Origin of the sequence: Jeotgalibacillus sp. R-1-5s-1, from assembly GCF_004405105.1 — a bacterium.
GTDB lineage: Bacteria > Bacillota > Bacilli > Bacillales > Jeotgalibacillaceae > Jeotgalibacillus.
On record NZ_SORW01000015.1, the window covers coordinates 36,662 to 53,077 of the forward strand.

Consider the following 16,416-nt stretch of genomic DNA (forward strand, 5'->3'; position numbering starts at 1 on the left):
ACTTAATTCTTACGTTTTGCCTGACTGATCAAAAAGAAGATGCCGAGGATCCCTGCCAGTAAAAATAAAAGAATGGCAACAGGCGTATGGGCAAGGATGCCTGCGCTGTTTGGTGCGTTTAGCGGTAAAAACAGAATCGCAGCAAGCATGCCTGAATAAAGCATCATCATTTTACCGCCATTCCTGAGTCTTACAAAAAAGAGGGTACTGAAGCTGATGAGGATCACGATGAAAAACATCACAAAAATGCGCAGTGCATCTGTCCAGCTGATCGATTCTCTAAGCGGGACCGTGATCGTCTCCAGCTGATAGTTAAATAAAGCGAGCGCACCGAGGCTGAAAAAGAATGAGCCTATGGAAAAAACAAGGAGTAAGGCCTTAATCAGCAAGAGTTTCGCCCACAGTAGTTTCGAGCGGGGAACCGGTGTTGAAAATAGCACGCTGATCGTGTCCTTTTTAAATTCTGAGACGATCAAATGGCGCTGCAGATAAGCGGACATGACAATGATCAGCAGGTGGATAAAGGTTGTAATAAACGCAGTGAAAAAAGGATAATCCGGATAGGATGGGTAGATGCTCCGCATATCTCCCGGGCTGATTGATATTATAAAAAGCACGAGTATGAGTGCAAATGAAAAGTTTAGTAGCAAACCTGCAAGAAAGAAGTTCCAAACGTTATACTTTATGAATTCCAGTCGTATCAAATGGCCCATCAACGCGGCTCCCTTCTGGAAGTGCCGGCCATATACGCTTCAAGATCAAGCTGCTTATGATACACCTCATTCATTTGAATCCCACCTTTTACTATTTCCTGCACAATGACATAAACAGGATGTGATGTGTCATAGATCCGGATGGTCTGAAGGTCCATCACTTGAAAATCAGTGATGTTCAGATTGTTTTCAAGAATAAAAGTAGCCTTTGCGGCATGATCGACATTGAGGTGAATAAAACTCGAGAGCCTATGCTTCAGTTCTAAGGTGCTCATCGTCTCAAGCGTCCTCCCATCGCGAAGCAGAGTGATGGTGTGTGCAAAGTCCTCCACCTCGGAGACATCAGGTGTCGAGAGGAGAATGGTCGTGTGCTGGTAAGTATTCAGCTCGATCAGCAGCTGCCTGATATGATGCTGTTCCGCAAGGTCGAGCCCGGTAAATGGATCGTCAAGCACAACGAAAGGAGGCTGCAGAAACAACGCACGGGCAATGGCTAAACGCTTTTTCATACTGAAGGAAAAGGTGCTGGTCTTACTTAATGCATCATCCCTCAAGCCGACATCAGTGAGACCTTTCTCCACGCTTTTTATATCGTAATATCCGAAATACTGACTGAATAAATAAAGATTCTCACTGGCTGACAGTCTGTCATAAAGAACCGGTTGGTCAATAAAAGCTCCGATATGAACCGACTGATCACGCGGGGTGACCGTCCCCTGTTGATCAAAGAGGGTGATTTCACCACGATCGGGCAACCATAAGCCTGTTAACAGCTTTAATACAGCCGTTTTCCCCGATAGACGTTGCCCCACGATTGCATGAATCCCGCCTTTTTTAATCTCGAGACTGAGATCCTTGATAATCGGCTTTTTTCGGATCGTCTTTGAAGCATGTGTTGCCTTGATGAACACGGTCATCTCATTCACTCCCTGGATTATTACGCCTTATTTAATCTAATTGTAAAGACGGTTTCCCTGAATGGCTCACTTTTAACAGAAAGCTCTCCATGCATTTTTGCGACAAGCTGACGGGCAATTGTTAAACCGAGCCCGGATTGACCATCATCTGTTTTGTAAAGTCGTGTAAAAATGTGCTGTTGCTCCTCTAAAGGGATGCCACGTCCCTTATCACGTACATCTATGTATATATAATCTGCGTCCTCACGCAATTGAAGTCCGATAAATGAACCATCCTGTCCATATTTCAGCGCATTTGAAATCAGGTTCTGAAGCACCCGATTCAACGCATCCTCATGAGCGAGGGCATAGATGGGGCGATCTTCAAGCTGAAGATTGAGCTCGATCTGACCCACTTCAATCTGGTGATAAAAATGCAGGATACTTTGTTTGCAAACGGGGGTCAAATTCAGTCGCTGCAGAGGTAGCGCTACATCCTGTGATTCTAATTTTGCCAGTTCAAAAAAATGATGAATCGTCGTATTAATTTGCGTCGTGCGCTCCTGTATTTTCAAGAGATAACGCCTTTCATCTTCAACGCTCACCTGATCCTCCTTCAGCAGAGTTTCCACCAATCCCTGCACAACCGTCAGCGGCGTCCTTAAATCATGCGAAATATTGGTCACCATTTTTTTAATCATGTCCTCTTTTTGATGATACATCTTCAGCAAGTCCTGCTTTTCATTTAGCAAACGATTGATTTCGACCAGTATCCTCTGCAGGTCAGGGTCATTAGTCTGAAGTGAAATAGTGGAGCGCGAGCCCGCTTTCTGTTCATTAAGCTGCTGGGTCAAAGCGCTCATTTTCTTTGAGTTAGTAGTTTTAAGATAGAACGCATAAACGATCAACAATATGATAATAGTGATTAGTACACTAGTCAGAATGAGAATCACCCCATTTATAACCAATCCCCCAGATTGTCTTAATAAGTTTCGGGTCAGCTGGATCGGCTTCAATTTTCTCCCTTAATCTTCTCATATGAACATTGATCACATTTGCATCCCCAAAATAAGGCTCACCCCACACGCGTTCATAAAGCTCTTCCTTCGTATAAATCTTGTGTTGATTTCGATATAGCAGCTGTAAAATTGTAAATTCCTTTAACGTCAGCTGAATGACCTCGTTGCCTCTTTTGACTGAATAAGAGTCAGGAAAAATCTCCAGATCATCGGCCATTCTGCTTCGCTCCTGCTGCTTTTCATAATAAGAGGCTCTACGGATTAGCGCTTTTACCCGGGCAGTCAGTTCAATCATCGAAAAGGGCTTCGACAAATAATCATCTGCCCCAAATCCGAGTCCAAGCGTCTTATCAATATCCGAATCCTTCGCAGATAAAATCAAAACAGGCGTCATATCACTCAGTCGCACCGTTTTCAACACCTCTATCCCATCCACCTTCGGAATCATCAAATCCAAAATGATTACATCAAACCGCTGTGACCCGGCAAGTCTCAAAGCCTCCTCACCATCAAACGCTCGCGTCACCTTCAAATTCTCCCTGATCAATTGACGCTCCACCAGCTCACTAATATCCCGATTATCCTCAACTAGCAGCACCTTATGCTCCAAAGCCATGCCCCCCTTCCTGTTTAAAACTATATCTTTTCACCCATAAAAAGGATGTCTCTCGCTCAATCTTAAGTTATCACAGGCGTTGTGGAAATGCTATAAGGTATGGGAATGGTTCGTAGTGGGGAGGGGGTTTGTGAGGTTGGCGCACGAACTCATCAGTTTACAGAAAGTTTGTGAGTGGAGTGGAAATGGACCTACGCCGCCGTGGTTAACTTTGCAATTCAAGCTGGCCACGCTGACCAATGTGAGCTTGCGGCCGGAGTTCGCCAGGTTACCCGCGACTTTCGTGAGGTTCTTGGTCAGGTTCGTGAGTTCCGTCCGCGGATTCGTGAGCTTGCGGGAAAGTTTGTGAGGTTAGTGTAAATAGACCTATCCCACTGCCTGGCACCATTTCGTCCACCGAATGAAACAGAATATATGTCCCCGTGTTTCTGACACAAAAAAACGCAGAACGTATACCATTTGCCAATTAAATGATACTCGTTCTGCGTTTTTTCTCTTAAGCCTCTTTAGATTCCATTTCTAGCTCTTCATCTGACTTGTAATTCAGCATCTTCCCAATATGGATAAATCCATACATGAGCACTGCTGTGGTGGTCCAGCTGATCACCTGTCTGACCACAATGCCTTTGTCGAATGCCTCAACACCATAATTTACAATGAGCCAAACCCTAATCGACGCCAGCAGAATCCCTTGTAAAGCGAAGCCGAACGTAATCAGCTTAAATACAAACAGTACGTCCTTTTGATAAAATTCCTTTTTTAGAATCTCTCTATCCCGTCCTCTGAGCTCCATAATATCAACCGCAAACAGCAGATGAAGCGGCTTGTTAATCGCAATACTGATGAGCAGCAGGAAAGAGAGCACAAAACTATAAATGACGCCATTCCACAGCATTTGCAGCGCAGAACCCGCAAGCACATCAATCAGCGTGCCGATCGCCAGCGTAACAATCAAATAAATCCCCAGGAAATTCACCTTTTTCAGCACGATAAAACGAATTACGCTATACACAAACCCTGGAATCGTCGATACAAGCATCGCAACATAATCACCCATGTACTCCCTCGCGCCATGCCAAATCACGAGTGGAATAATGGCATAACAAATCAAATCCCATAACACGATATTTTTCTTCAGTGTAAACCCTCCCGAACTTTCTGTTATCCCAATCGTAACAAAATAAACTATTTTATTCCAATTGATTTTCCGTCATGGTAAGTTGAATGTAGAGAAAAGACCACACTCTAAATGTCCCGTACACTTAGCGATTAAAGTGAAGTAGATTGAAGAAATGATCATTGATTTTAACAGGATTGCTCATCGCAGTTGGAGCATGTCTTGTGTATGTAAATGATAGTCAGACGCAAAAATAGCCACAAATACTTTCACATTTAAAGGGGAAAGGTGCGGGACATGGAGAAGAAAAAGCAGCATTAGCATTCCCGACCTGGCTGGAATACGATGTGGTGATTAAGTTGGACAACTTTCTGATCGGGGTAGGTTTGTGAGGTGACGGCTGGCGTTCGTCAGGTTACCCACGACTTTCGTAAGTTTAGAGGACAAGTTCGTGAGTTCCATCCGCGGATTCGTGAGCTTGAGGGGAAAGTTTGTGAGTTTAGTGTAAATAGACCCAGCCCGTGCACTGGCTACTGTTTCGCTCTCCGAATGAAACAAAGTATACGTCCCCATGTTTTCTAGATCGAAAAAATTAAATTTATGACTGGAGAAATAATGTGCAACTTATAGGACAGCAAAAAAATAAGTATCTATCTATACTCTTAGGCGTTTACATCGCTATGTTGGTATACTTTATGTTTTTCGGATTTGGGCGTCCTACGTTTGTAGGATTACAAGAATATCGATATTCTTTAATTCCTCTTCGAATTCCCTTGTGGCTGCCTAAACAATTTTCAATAGATATTATTGAAATATGGGTTTTTGCACTTGGTAATCTTCTGGCATTTATTCCGTTTGGTATACTTGTGCCGATAGTATTTGGACAGCATTTTAAAACATATTTTAAGTTTATTACCTTGTTTGTGTCTCTAATTGTATGTATGGAAATTGTTCAGCTGGTAACTTATTTAGGAAGCTTTGATATTGAAGATATTATAATAAATACAATGGGTGCAACCATTGGCTTTTGTTCATATAAAATAAGCGAGCGTATGAATACTTTGAAAAAGTATTGGTTATCTATGGGATTGTCCATTATGGGGTTAACTTTGCTGATGTTCCTCATTGCGGAAGTATTTAACACTACAATCACACCTTATCTTGAAAAGACGTTTGGGCTGTGAATAGTTTAATTATTCATTTATCCCTAAGAGAAGTTTATGAACATATTGAGTGAGTTTGTTTATTCGCGTCAGGTTAAATCAAATAGAGCAAACTGTTGTTCAGCTTGTTTTCTTTATCCAGGATCATGAGCCCTTCACGCTGATCAAATTTTCGGATCAATAATATTGAATACTAATTGTGATTCTGAGATATATACTGAAGGCTTGAAATAGGCTATACGTAAAATCATCTCATTGGTTGACAGTATCATACGTGGTGCAGGTAGGGATGCAAATGGGGATTGAATTTTTGTGTTTTTGAAGTTTGTGAGGTTAGGTGAGAAATTCGTGAGGTTAGCCGCGACTTTCATGAGTTTAGAGGGCAAGTTCGTGAGCTCTGACCGCGAATTCGTCAGCTTGACGGGAAGTTTGTGAGTTTAGTGTAAATAGACCCACGCCGTCTCACATTTCCGAACAATCAACAGCCCCCATTTCAAGAGATATCACTTGTCCAAAACCGCAACCCGCCGTATGCTTTTATTAGAGGATGTGTTTGTTTTTACTGGGACACCTCTACTCAAAAGGAGGATGCTTAAATGTTTAAAAAAATCATGAAAGGCATTTCGAAAGAGTTGAGTAAGCGGGGAAGCAGCAGTGGACGCAGAAGGTCTTATCGCCGTGGTTCAAGCAGCGGGAAGAGGCGCAAATATTATGGCAGCAGCAGTAGCAGCCGCCGGGGCCGCAATCCTCTGTATGGCTCACATCATTACAAAAAGAAAAGACATTACTCAAGCAGCTGACAAACAGGCTGAAGACTCCGCTCATGACGGAGTCTTTTTAGTGAACTGACTGATCAATTTATCTATATCTTCAAGAACCTCTTCACAATGGTAGTAAGGACGTTCAATCTTAAGCAGCCGCTTCAGCAGCATGGTTGTCTGGGGATGCAGGCTGAGCTCCTCTGTCCAGGGCCGGTTCCTTTTCATGTCGCCGTCATAAGACGAGTAAAGGAGAAACAGCAGGAAGTCGCCCAGATCAAAAAAATCATCCTGTGCGAGAAGTTCGCGCTCTTTCGGATTCCCATCACCAAGCGTATTCGCCAGGCCGAAGTCGATCAGATGGATCTGATCCTCATGAAGAAGCACATTTGGAATCCTGATATCTCCGTGAAAAACGCCATTTTGATGGATATAACAAACGATTTCGGTCAGCTTTTTGGTCAGTAACAGGCATTCCATCTCCGAATACTGATGTCCTGAAGCAAATAACGTATCTTCCACATTTTTGCCCTCAACGAACTCCATGGAAAAGAATGATTCCTCGTTATGTGAGAACGACTCTATCAATGCTGGAATGCCAGAATGGTTGAGCTGCTGAAGAATCGCAGTCTCCTTCGCGTAATTCTCTATATTTTCCTTCTTCTTGCTTTTCCGCATCTGCTTCACAACGCATCTCTGACCACTTTTCAAATCCGCGCATAAATAAATGATCCCATAACTCCCATTCTGCAGCACTTTTTCAATTTGATAACGTCCCGCCAGAATCTCATTGACCGAATATCGACGATCCATGACCCTCTGCCGCACCCTTTTCATCAACCAATGTACAGCTTCCATACGCACCTCTGAGTTTTGTTTGTTTTTATCATATCAAATTGGTGTGATGGGATGAATTCGTGAGGATAGCGGGAAAGTTTGTGAGGTTCGGCGGCGGATTCGTGAGTTGCGTGTGCGAGTTCGTGAGCTTGCAGGAAAGTTCGTGAGTTTAGTGAAAATAGTCCCGTCCGTATGCAGTACACTGTTTAGTCACTCGAATGATTCAAAATATACGTCCCGCCGCATCACTCACCATCACATAAACCATTCATTATTGTAAAAAAATGTTGTGGAATAAAATTCTTAGGCTTATAGTTATATTCAAATGTCCTACGTGGGACAGTAATATTTTTTGTAAGCGCTATCAAATGTGGATGGGGGATGAGGAAATGGTGGGGAAAGTGAAGAGGTTGAGGTTGCTGAGTATTGTTTTAATTATGAATTTGCTGATGCTTAGTTTCGCTGATTTTGGTGTGAGTGCTGAAGAGGCGAGTCAGAGTGAGGCTGCGTCGCAGACGATTACGTCGATGGCGCCGGTGGGGGCTACTTTTATTCAGGCGGGATTTGATGGTGGCGCTGGATTTCAGTTTCCGAATTTTAATAATGGGGCTTCGTTTCAGGATGTGAAGGAGGATATCGCGCTTTTTGTGAAGCAGGGTGATGAGTGGATATCGATTGATAATAATGCGTCCAGTGGCTGGATTTACGATGTGAATTTTGGTAACTGGTGGGAAGGTCCGGGTGGATATTGGTTTAATGGGATGCAGGAAACGACGTATGTGAGAGTGGCATCGAAAACCAATACAGGCGTTTTTGTGGATTATACGCTGAATGTGACGCCGGCTAATACTCAGGTGATCACGTCGATGGCGCCAGCGGGGGCTACGACGCTTGAGGTGTCTCCATCGGGTGGTGTCGGGTTTGAGTTTCCGAGGTTTAATAGTGGCGCAACGTTTAAAGATGTGAAAGATGATATCGCACTTTTTGTGAAGCAGGGTGATGAGTGGGTATCGATTGATCAGAATGCATCAAGCGGCTGGATTTATGATCGGAATTTCGGTAACTGGTGGGAAGGTCCGGGTGGCTACTGGTTTAATCCGGTAGAGGAAACGACGCAGGTGAGAGTGGCGTCTAAAACGAATCCGGATGTTTTTGTAGAGTATACGTTAAAGGTGACATTGCCTGTTCGGAATTCACATGTCATTTCGAATTTTGATGGAAGGTCTACTTTTGAAGCGGACCAAAATGGTGCAATCGGTCTGCCGATTCCGAGAATTGATGGCGGGTATGCAACGAAAAGTGAAGTCGATAAGTTCGTTTATGAAGTGAAGGTGGATGGTGAGTGGGTTAATATTTTGGAGTCTTCTGTGACGGGCTTCAGCTACTCGGCAAATGGATACAATAGAATGTCGTCTGCGACTCAGTGGGGTTACTGGACGGACCATATTTTTGGCCTGTGGTTCCAGCCGCTTCAGGAGGATGTCGAGCTTCGAATTGGCTATCCGCTGGACGGTGAAAAGGGTGGAGATATTGGCAGCAACTATGTTCAGTACACATTGATCGGAAATCCTGATGCTTACCGTCCGGATGATGTCGTACTTGATGATATTCCGGTTGGGACGTCTTCTGATTCTGCGCTTGAAGGATGGGATTTAGTCTGGAACGATGAGTTTGACGGGACTGAACTTGATGAAAGTAAGTGGAATTATGATACAGGCTATTATTTAGATGAAGATCCTGGCACTTGGGGCTGGGGAAATAACGAGCTTCAGCATTACACGGATAGTGAAGATAATGTGTTTGTGGAAGACGGTAAATTAAACATTGTGGCGCTTGAGGATCCGGCAACGTTTCCACAGGATCCGAATCGTGTTGCCCCTTATTCTTCAGGGAAAATCACGACAGAGGATAAGTTCACATTTAAATACGGACGGGTTGATTTCAGCGCGAAGCTTCCTGCCGTGTCGGGTGCATGGCCGGCCCTGTGGATGCTGCCAAACGATGAAGTATATGGCGGATGGGCGTCATCAGGTGAAATTGATGTCATGGAAGCGAGAGGACGTGTTCCTGAATCGACAAGCGGTGCGATCCACTTTGGCGGTGAATGGCCTGCCAATACGTATCTGTCAGGTGAACAGACCTTTGAAGACGGAGGGAGAATTGATACGGACTACCACGTTTACAGCCTGATCTGGGAAAAGGATGCGCTTAGCTGGTACGTGGACGGCAAGTTTTTCTACAGAGTGACAAAAGAGCAGTGGTTCTCAGCAGCCGTGCAGAACAATCCGTATGCACCATTTGATCAGGACTTCTATCTGATCATGAACCTGGCGATGGGTGGTTGGTTTGATGGTGGAATTGAGCCTGATGTAGAGGATTTCCCTGTGACGATGCAGGTGGATTATGTGCGCGTTTACAGTGATCCGGAAGCTGGGGAAGAAGAGGTTGTGGAGGTACCGGTAACAGGTGTGAATCTGAATAAAACGGACGTCGCACTAACGGCAGCCGGTCAAAAAACAACCCTGACTGCAGCGGTTTCTCCTGCAAATGCGACGAATAAAAAGGTAACGTGGTCTTCAAGTAACCCTGATGTGGCGACAGTCAGCTCAAGCGGAGTCGTGACGGCCGTAGCGAACGGAACAACCACGATCACAGTCACGACAGCCGATGGTGAAAAGACCGCAACAGCAACCGTCACTGTTGATATTATTCCGCAGATGACGCCTGATCAGATGTTCCCGCTAAAGAATGGCACGTTCAGTGAGGGGCTTGCTGAATGGTCAGCCTGGAGCTGGAAAGATAACGAAGCATTTATTGATGAGGTTGAAGTGAAAAATGGACAGGCGGAGATTAAGATTCCTGCATTTGACGCGAGTGGTACGGGCGCTGAAAAGTGGGCCGTGCAATTTAAGCAGACAGGACTTAAACTTTATGAAAAGAAAGAATACCTGGTTTCCTTCGATGCGAGCTCAACCATCCCGAGAGACATGGAGCTTGTCGTTCAAAACAGTTCGTACAATCGGATATTTGAAAAGGAGTTATCGTTAACGGAAGAACGCCAGAGATTTACGTATTCATTTACCGCAACGGAGGAAGAGGCTGTTGAGCTGAACTTCCTGTTAGGAAAATACGGTGATGACGCAGCGCATAGTGTGACGATTGATAACGTCGTGCTTGAAATGAAAAACCCTGCTGTCAATCAGATTAAAAACCCTGCATTTCAGGATGGCAATACTTCATGGACACTTTGGTCTGATACGGGTGCAACGTCTGTGATCGCAGAGGGCCGAAATCAAATTACGATCCCATCACTGGGCAATGAGTTCTGGAGCATTCAATTCAGCCAGCTCGGTCTCAATTTGGAAGAGTCAAAGTCATACCGTTTAGTGTTTGACATGTCATCAACCATCGGCCGAAAAGTTGATGCGATCATAGAAAGCACCAGCTATGACAAGTACTTATGGGAAACGGTTGAGATCAACGAAGAACTCAATACGTATGCCATTGAATTTACACATGAGAAAAATCGCGATGCAGCAGCCAAACTCGTGCTGGCATTAGGTAAAGTGGAAGGTCAGGAGGCCATTGGAGAGCATACAGTCACAATCGACAACGTGCACCTGTATGAAATCCCAACTTTACCGGCTGATACTGAAAATCCCGAAGAACCGTCACCTGTAAAAGAAGGCTATGGTGTCGGAACGATCAAGGAAAACGCAGTAGAATTCTATGTAAACGACGCGCCGTGGGCGATTATTCATTACATCAAAAACGGCACAACGCAGCAGAATATTATGATGAACAAAGCCGGAGAGAACTACTCTGTGTTCACATTAAATGATGTGAAAGAAGGCGACGTCATCAAATACTGGTTCACATACGGACTCGCAGAAGGCGGACAGGCTGAATACGCAGAGCAAACGTACACACACAAATTCGTCACTGCACCTGACGCGCCAACAGCCGACGAAGTATCCGACCAGTCAACAGAAGTAACCGGAAAAGCGGCGGCCGGTACAGTGATCACAGTGTCGAACGAATCAGAAGACTTTACTGGAACAACGGACGCTGAAGGTGCCTTTACAGTCGCTATTCCTAAGCAAAAAGCAGGCACTGTGCTTACCATCAAAGCAACTAATGAAGCGGGATATGTGAGCGAAGCGCTGACCATCACAGTGACAGATAAAACAGCTCCTGACAAGCCAACAGCTGACGTAGTGACAGACCAGTCAAAAGAGGTAACAGGTAAAGCGGAAGCAGGCTCAATCGTGAGCGTCACGAACGGAACGGACACCTTCACCGCAACAGCAGATGCTGAAGGTGCTTATGCAGTTGAAATACCAATGCAAAAAGCAGGTACCGTGCTGACGATCACAGCAACTGATGAGGCTGGAAATGTGAGCGAAGAGCTCACTGTGACCGTAACCAATACCCTGAAAGTAGATGAAGTAACGGTCCATTCTAAAGAAGTAACAGGCAAAACAGAAGCAGGAGCCGTTGTTACGGTCGAGCTTGGATCAAAAAATAATAAGCGTACTGCAAAAGCGGATCAAGACGGCAGTTTTAGCGTCAAGATTCCAAAGCAGCACGCAGGTACAATCCTGACGATTACAGCAGAAGATGCAAAGGGTCAACTCATTGCTGAGACAACAGTCAGTGTCGTTGACCATAAAGCACCTGATGCGCCGAACGTACAAAATAATGTTAAAAGCAACTCAACTTCCGTATCTGGAAAAACAGAAGCCAATGCTGAAGTGGCGGTGAAAGCTGGAAACGCGATCATCGGAAACGCTAAAGCAGATGACAAAGGACACTTTGAAGTGAAGATTGAGAAGCAAGAGCAATCGACTATTCTCAGTATCACTGCGACAGATGCAGAAGGTCTGACCAGCAAAGCAGCAAAGATCACAGTGAAGAAATAAGTAGAAGAGCCCCCTTTCCGGAATGGAGAGGGGGTTTTTGGGGATGATGGGCGGGTTTGTGAGGTTGGGTGATGAATTCGTGGGGTTAGCGGGAGAGTTTGTGAGTTTCGGCGGCGGATTCGTGAGTTGCGTGTGCGAGTTCGTGAGCTTGCGGCAAAGTTCGTGAGTTTAGTGAAAATAGACCTACGTCGCTGCGGTCTCCTTTCAAGAAAAATAGTTTCCTTGATCAACGTGAGCTTACACCGGAAATTCGTCAGGTTAGCCACGAAGTTCGTGAGGTTAGCGATCAAGTTCGTGAGCTGCGGCGGCGGATTCATGAGTTTACAGCCAAAGTTCGTGAGGTTAGTGAAAAAAGCCCCGAACAGTATGTTGGTTAAATTTCGTTCCTCTAATGAAACATGGCCACCGTTCCCGTGTTTCTTTTTAGTCCATCGAATGATTCAAAATATACGTCCCCATGCCTCATTTCACACACTCCACATAACCCATATAATAGAATCAAGATTTACACTGAAAGGAGCCCCACCAATGAATGCATTACCCAACGAAGAAGAGACTAGACAGACGGCGGAGCTGCTGGTACATACATATGGAGTGAAAATGAATAGCCTGATGAAGCTGATGGGCAGAGAGCGATATAAGGAGCTGATACGTGTTCTTAGGGATTTGCGTGAGCCGGCGGCGGATGAGGTCCGGATTGCGCAGATGTTGATTGTGGAGAAGGGACCGTATTTGTTTGCGGGCAGCAGTGAGGAGGTTCGCGATTTGCGGATTCATTTGCTGCGACAGCTTTCTGAGGAGAGGCTGATGGCACTTTATGAGCGGAATAAGGTGCAGGGGAAGGCGATTACGTCTCCGACTTATATGCGAACGGCGCTTGCGAAAAAGAAGTGGCTCATTGGCGGCAGATGGGCACGTGATTTTGTGGCGGCATTTGATTTTCCACTTGTGTTTTCTGGCATTTCGATTCCAAAGGATCACAGCACGGATGCGATTCAGGATATTGAGCCGAGACGTGCGGTTCCGAAGCTTGTCGAGTATCAGGTTGGCTTAAAAAGCCGGATGCTGGAGGTGCTGAATAAGGAACAGGATAAAACCCGTTGTGTCGTAACGCTGCCAACCGGGGGCGGGAAGACGCGTGTTGCGGTTGAGAGCTTTATTGACTGGATGCAGCCACGGTTTGAGCAGGGGAAATATATGCTGTGGATTGCGCAGGGCGAAGAGCTTTGTGAGCAGGCGATTTCCTGTATCAGCGAGATGTGGCAGGAGCGCGAATTCCCTGAAGCTTTGAGGATTTATCGCTTTTTTGGCGGGAAAAAGTTTGAGGTGGAGGATATGATTGGCGGCGCGGTCATCGCAAGTATTCAGCAGCTTTATTCCCGGATCCAAAGCGGGGATGAGGCGCTTGAGGAGATTCTTGCAAATTGCGGCGCGATGATTATTGACGAAGCCCACCATGCCACGGCAAAAAGCTATCGTGCATTGTTTGACAGAGCAAGGGAGCTTGCGGGAAATGATCTGTTTCCGATTTGTGGACTCACTGCCACACCAGGCCGCGGCAACGATGAAACGATGAAGCTTGTCGATCAGTTTGATGCCTATCTCATCCATCCCTCATTTCCAGATATGAAGGAGTATAACGATCATCCGCTTCGCTATTTTAGAAAAGAGGGTTATTTAGCGGAGCCGGTTTTCATCCTGCACGAGAACGGCGTGGAAACCGAGGTGTCAGATGATCTGTTCAGTCAGGATGATCACGATCTCAGCTCGGAATTTCTGCAGACGCTTGCTGCTGATCAAACACGTAACCTGCAAATCATCAACTATATGAAATCGATTCCGGAAGGCTCATCATCACTCGTCTATGCCTGTACCGTTCAGCATGCCGAGTTTCTGGCAATGACGATGAATGCCATCGGCCGAAAATCCGCGGTCATTTCAGCAGACACACCAAAGCCGATCCGCCGCATGCACATTAGCGCATTTAAAAAAGGAGACATCGAATTTCTCTTTAACTATGGCGTTCTGACCACGGGCTTTGACGCGCCGAGAACCGATCACCTGATCATCTGCCGGCCAACCTCAAGCATCATTCTCTATGAACAAATGGTTGGCCGTGGCCTGCGAGGACACCGCTTCGGCGGCACCGAAACGTGTAAAATCATCGACTTCTCCACCAACATCCGCCGCCACGGCGAACCGCTGGCATACGCGAGATTTTTGAAGGAGTGGGATGTGAAGGTAGTAGGTGAAAGAGAGCTTGTGAGGTAGAGGGGCTGTGGGGTTTGTGAGGTTGTGTGGTGAATTCGTGAGGTTAGCGGGAGAATTTGTGAGGTTAGGCGGCGGGTTCGTGAGGTTAACGTGAAAGTTTGTGAGCTTACGCAGGAATTTGTGAGTTTAGTGTAAATGGGCCTATGCCAGCCTCCACCGATCTGCCCCTTATGACCAACGTGAGCTTACGAAGGGAATTCGTCAGGTTACCCGCAAAGTTTGTGAGGTTAAAGCTCAAGTTCGTGAGTTTACACCGATGATTCGTGAGCATACAGCGGAAGTTCGTCAGTTCAGTGAAAATAGATCTACACCTCGCAAAGTATTTCGTTTAACGAATGACTCGCAATATACGTCCCCAAAAACCAAAAAAGAGAAGAGCCGTAACGGGCTCTTCTCTTTCTTATCATCAGGAAACCGAAAATCCTTCTTCTTCCTTTACGCCATTTTTCGCAGTGAATTCATCCAGCAGAGCGCGTACATCGTCCGTGGATTCTGTTTCCATCAGGCGGTTGCGCAGCTCGCCGGCACCGCGGAATCCGCGCACGTAAATTTTGAAGAAGCGTCGAAGCGGCTTGAATGCGCGCGGTTCGAGTTCTTCATTATATTTGTCGTGGAGATCCAGCTGCAGGCGAAGCAGATCAAGCAATTCTTCACTTGAATGCTCTTTCTTTTCCTTTTCAAAGGCAAATGGATTGTGGAAAATGCCGCGGCCGATCATGACACCATCAATGCCGTACTTTTCAGCAAGCTCAAGGCCCATCTGGCGGTCTTCGATATCACCGTTGATGGTCAGAAGTGTGTGTGGAGCAATCTCATCACGCAGCTTCTTGATCTCAGGAATGAGCTCCCAGTGTGCGGGCACGTTACTCATTTCTTTTTTCGTGCGAAGGTGGATCGACAGGTTGGCAATATCCTGCTCGAGAATATGCTTCAGCCAGTCATGCCACTCATCAACAGACGTGTAACCGAGGCGAGTCTTCACGCTGACAGGCAGTCCGCCCGCTTTTGCAGCCTCAATAATCTCAGCAGCCGTATCAGGGCGACGGATCAGACCAGAGCCCTTGCCGTTCGCCGCAACGTTCTGCACCGGACAGCCCATATTGATATCTATACCGCGGAAGCCCATCTCCGCCATCCCGATACTCATCTGGCGGAAATACTCAGGCCTATCGCCCCAGATATGCGCAACCATCGGCTGTTCATCCTCTGTAAACGTCAAACGGCCCTTCACACTATCTTTACCGCGTGGATGACAATAGCTCTCCGAATTCGTAAACTCCGTAAAAAACACATCAGGCCGTGCCGCCTCGCTCACCACATGACGGAACACCACATCCGTCACAGCCTCCATCGGCGCAAGCACAAAAAACGGCTTCGGCAGCTCAAGCCAAAAATTATCCTTCATATCTATCTGAACCCTTTCCTTAAGGGAAATCACTTCCCGGAATCTATATACCGTAGACCTGGGCCTACACAAAAACGCAGACAGGGACAAATCCCCCTCTACATCACCATGACAAAAGCAGACTTCAATCAGTATATACTTTACTGCGATCTGGGGAAAAGTGCAAGGGAGCGAATCGGATCAAGGAGTGGTTGGGCATGAAAATACAGGCAGGAAAAAGATTCTTTTATTCCGCAAAACAAAAACAGCGGTACACAAAGGTGCACTGCTGTTTTATTTAGGTTTTTAATCAGTGCTCCTGAGGAATGGTCTGGAGCTGATGTGGTCAGTTGACTAGTTTTTGAGTTGTTTTTTTAACAGGTGGATTTCTTTATCGTGGATCATGTATTTGTGCATCAGGTAGTCGTGGTTTAGATTATTTTCGTCCTGCTTGTCCGCAATAAGCTTCAGCATAGACATGATCTCTCTTTGGCGCTCATTTTCCATGTGCTCGAGCTGACCTCTGATTTCTACGAATTGGACATCGAATTGATCCAGCCTTGCATCAATCCCATTTAACCGCTGATCGATTTTCTCAAATCGCTCATCCATAGTCTTTTGAAGCCCGGCGATTGCCTTCAGAATTTCATTTTCCATTTTCTCACCTCCTCAATGTCGTTCTATTATAAAATGTCGAAATGAATATGTATAGTCGGAAAA

At 45.8% G+C, this 16,416-nt stretch carries 12 protein-coding genes; 4 read left to right on the plus strand and 8 right to left on the minus strand.

Going from position 1 to position 16,416, the window contains the following annotated elements; all coding sequences use genetic code 11:
- Positions 1–2: 2 nt before the first annotated feature.
- The 5 genes from E2491_RS07395 to E2491_RS07415 all read right to left on the minus strand — a co-directional run bounded on the left by E2491_RS07395 (position 3) and on the right by E2491_RS07415 (position 4,367).
- Positions 3–713, minus strand: a complete 711-nt coding sequence (locus E2491_RS07395) for an ABC transporter permease (RefSeq protein ID WP_134374519.1) — start codon at positions 711–713, stop codon at positions 3–5.
- Positions 713–1,630 (minus strand): ATP-binding cassette domain-containing protein, encoded by a 918-nt coding sequence (locus E2491_RS07400; protein WP_134374521.1) that lies wholly within the window; start codon positions 1,628–1,630, stop codon positions 713–715. The genes E2491_RS07395 and E2491_RS07400 overlap by 1 nt, the downstream gene beginning before the upstream one ends.
- Before the next feature lie 20 nt (positions 1,631–1,650).
- Positions 1,651–2,463: a sensor histidine kinase gene (locus E2491_RS07405; protein WP_166805823.1), complete on the minus strand. Its 813-nt coding sequence runs from the start codon at positions 2,461–2,463 to the stop codon at positions 1,651–1,653.
- A gap of 79 nt (positions 2,464–2,542) precedes the next feature.
- The gene (locus E2491_RS07410; protein WP_134374584.1) at positions 2,543–3,238 is read right to left on the minus strand and encodes a response regulator transcription factor; all 696 of its coding nucleotides are present in this window, start codon (positions 3,236–3,238) and stop codon (positions 2,543–2,545) included.
- Between the two features lie 502 nt (positions 3,239–3,740).
- Positions 3,741–4,367: a VC0807 family protein gene (locus tag E2491_RS07415; protein WP_244093910.1), complete on the minus strand. Its 627-nt coding sequence runs from the start codon at positions 4,365–4,367 to the stop codon at positions 3,741–3,743.
- 611 nt (positions 4,368–4,978) lie between these two features.
- Here E2491_RS07415 and E2491_RS07420 point away from each other — a divergent pair.
- Together E2491_RS07420 and E2491_RS07425 are read left to right on the plus strand one after the other, a co-directional pair.
- Entirely contained in the window at positions 4,979–5,545 is a 567-nt protein-coding gene (locus E2491_RS07420) for a VanZ family protein (RefSeq protein WP_134374527.1), read from the plus strand.
- A 633-nt stretch (positions 5,546–6,178) separates the two neighbouring features.
- A complete protein-coding gene (locus E2491_RS07425) occupies positions 6,179–6,373 on the plus strand; it encodes a hypothetical protein (RefSeq protein ID WP_134374529.1) in 195 nt (64 codons plus the stop codon).
- Here the strand turns inward: E2491_RS07425 and E2491_RS07430 are convergent.
- Complete coding sequence (locus E2491_RS07430; protein WP_166805824.1) at positions 6,346–7,095, minus strand: serine/threonine protein kinase; 750 nt, start codon at positions 7,093–7,095, stop codon at positions 6,346–6,348. The two genes, E2491_RS07425 and E2491_RS07430, sit on opposite strands and share 28 nt — an antisense overlap.
- Positions 7,096–7,508: 413 nt before the next feature.
- On the opposite strand from E2491_RS07430, the gene E2491_RS07435 reads away from it, so the two are divergent.
- Positions 7,509–12,041, plus strand: a complete 4,533-nt coding sequence (locus tag E2491_RS07435; RefSeq protein WP_166805825.1) for an Ig-like domain-containing protein — start codon at positions 7,509–7,511, stop codon at positions 12,039–12,041.
- Between the two features lie 528 nt (positions 12,042–12,569).
- On the plus strand, positions 12,570–14,312 hold the full coding sequence (locus E2491_RS07440; protein ID WP_134374535.1) for a DEAD/DEAH box helicase: 1,743 nt from the start codon (positions 12,570–12,572) through the stop codon (positions 14,310–14,312).
- A 406-nt stretch (positions 14,313–14,718) separates the two neighbouring features.
- Here E2491_RS07440 and E2491_RS07445 read toward each other — a convergent pair whose 3' ends face one another.
- Together E2491_RS07445 and E2491_RS07450 are read right to left on the minus strand one after the other, a co-directional pair.
- Entirely contained in the window at positions 14,719–15,717 is a 999-nt protein-coding gene (locus E2491_RS07445; RefSeq protein WP_134374537.1) for a tRNA dihydrouridine synthase, read from the minus strand.
- 333 nt (positions 15,718–16,050) lie between these two features.
- Positions 16,051–16,353, minus strand: coding sequence for a hypothetical protein (locus E2491_RS07450; RefSeq protein ID WP_134374539.1), 303 nt, complete (start codon positions 16,351–16,353; stop codon positions 16,051–16,053).
- Between the last annotated feature and the right edge of the window lie 63 nt (positions 16,354–16,416).

Bases quoted from the DNA above. Each gene is read 5' to 3' on its own strand.
- E2491_RS07445 (WP_134374537.1), bottom strand. From the start codon at position 15,717: ATGAAGGATAATTTTTGGCTTGAGCTGCCGAAGCCGTTTTTTGTGCTT.
- E2491_RS07435 (WP_166805825.1), top strand. From the start codon at position 7,509: ATGGTGGGGAAAGTGAAGAGGTTGAGGTTGCTGAGTATTGTTTTAATT.
- E2491_RS07430 (WP_166805824.1), bottom strand. From the start codon at position 7,095: ATGGATCGTCGATATTCGGTCAATGAGATTCTGGCGGGACGTTATCAA.
- E2491_RS07395 (WP_134374519.1), bottom strand. From the start codon at position 713: ATGGGCCATTTGATACGACTGGAATTCATAAAGTATAACGTTTGGAAC.
- E2491_RS07440 (WP_134374535.1), top strand. From the start codon at position 12,570: ATGAATGCATTACCCAACGAAGAAGAGACTAGACAGACGGCGGAGCTG.
- E2491_RS07450 (WP_134374539.1), bottom strand. From the start codon at position 16,353: ATGGAAAATGAAATTCTGAAGGCAATCGCCGGGCTTCAAAAGACTATG.
- E2491_RS07400 (WP_134374521.1), bottom strand. From the start codon at position 1,630: ATGACCGTGTTCATCAAGGCAACACATGCTTCAAAGACGATCCGAAAA.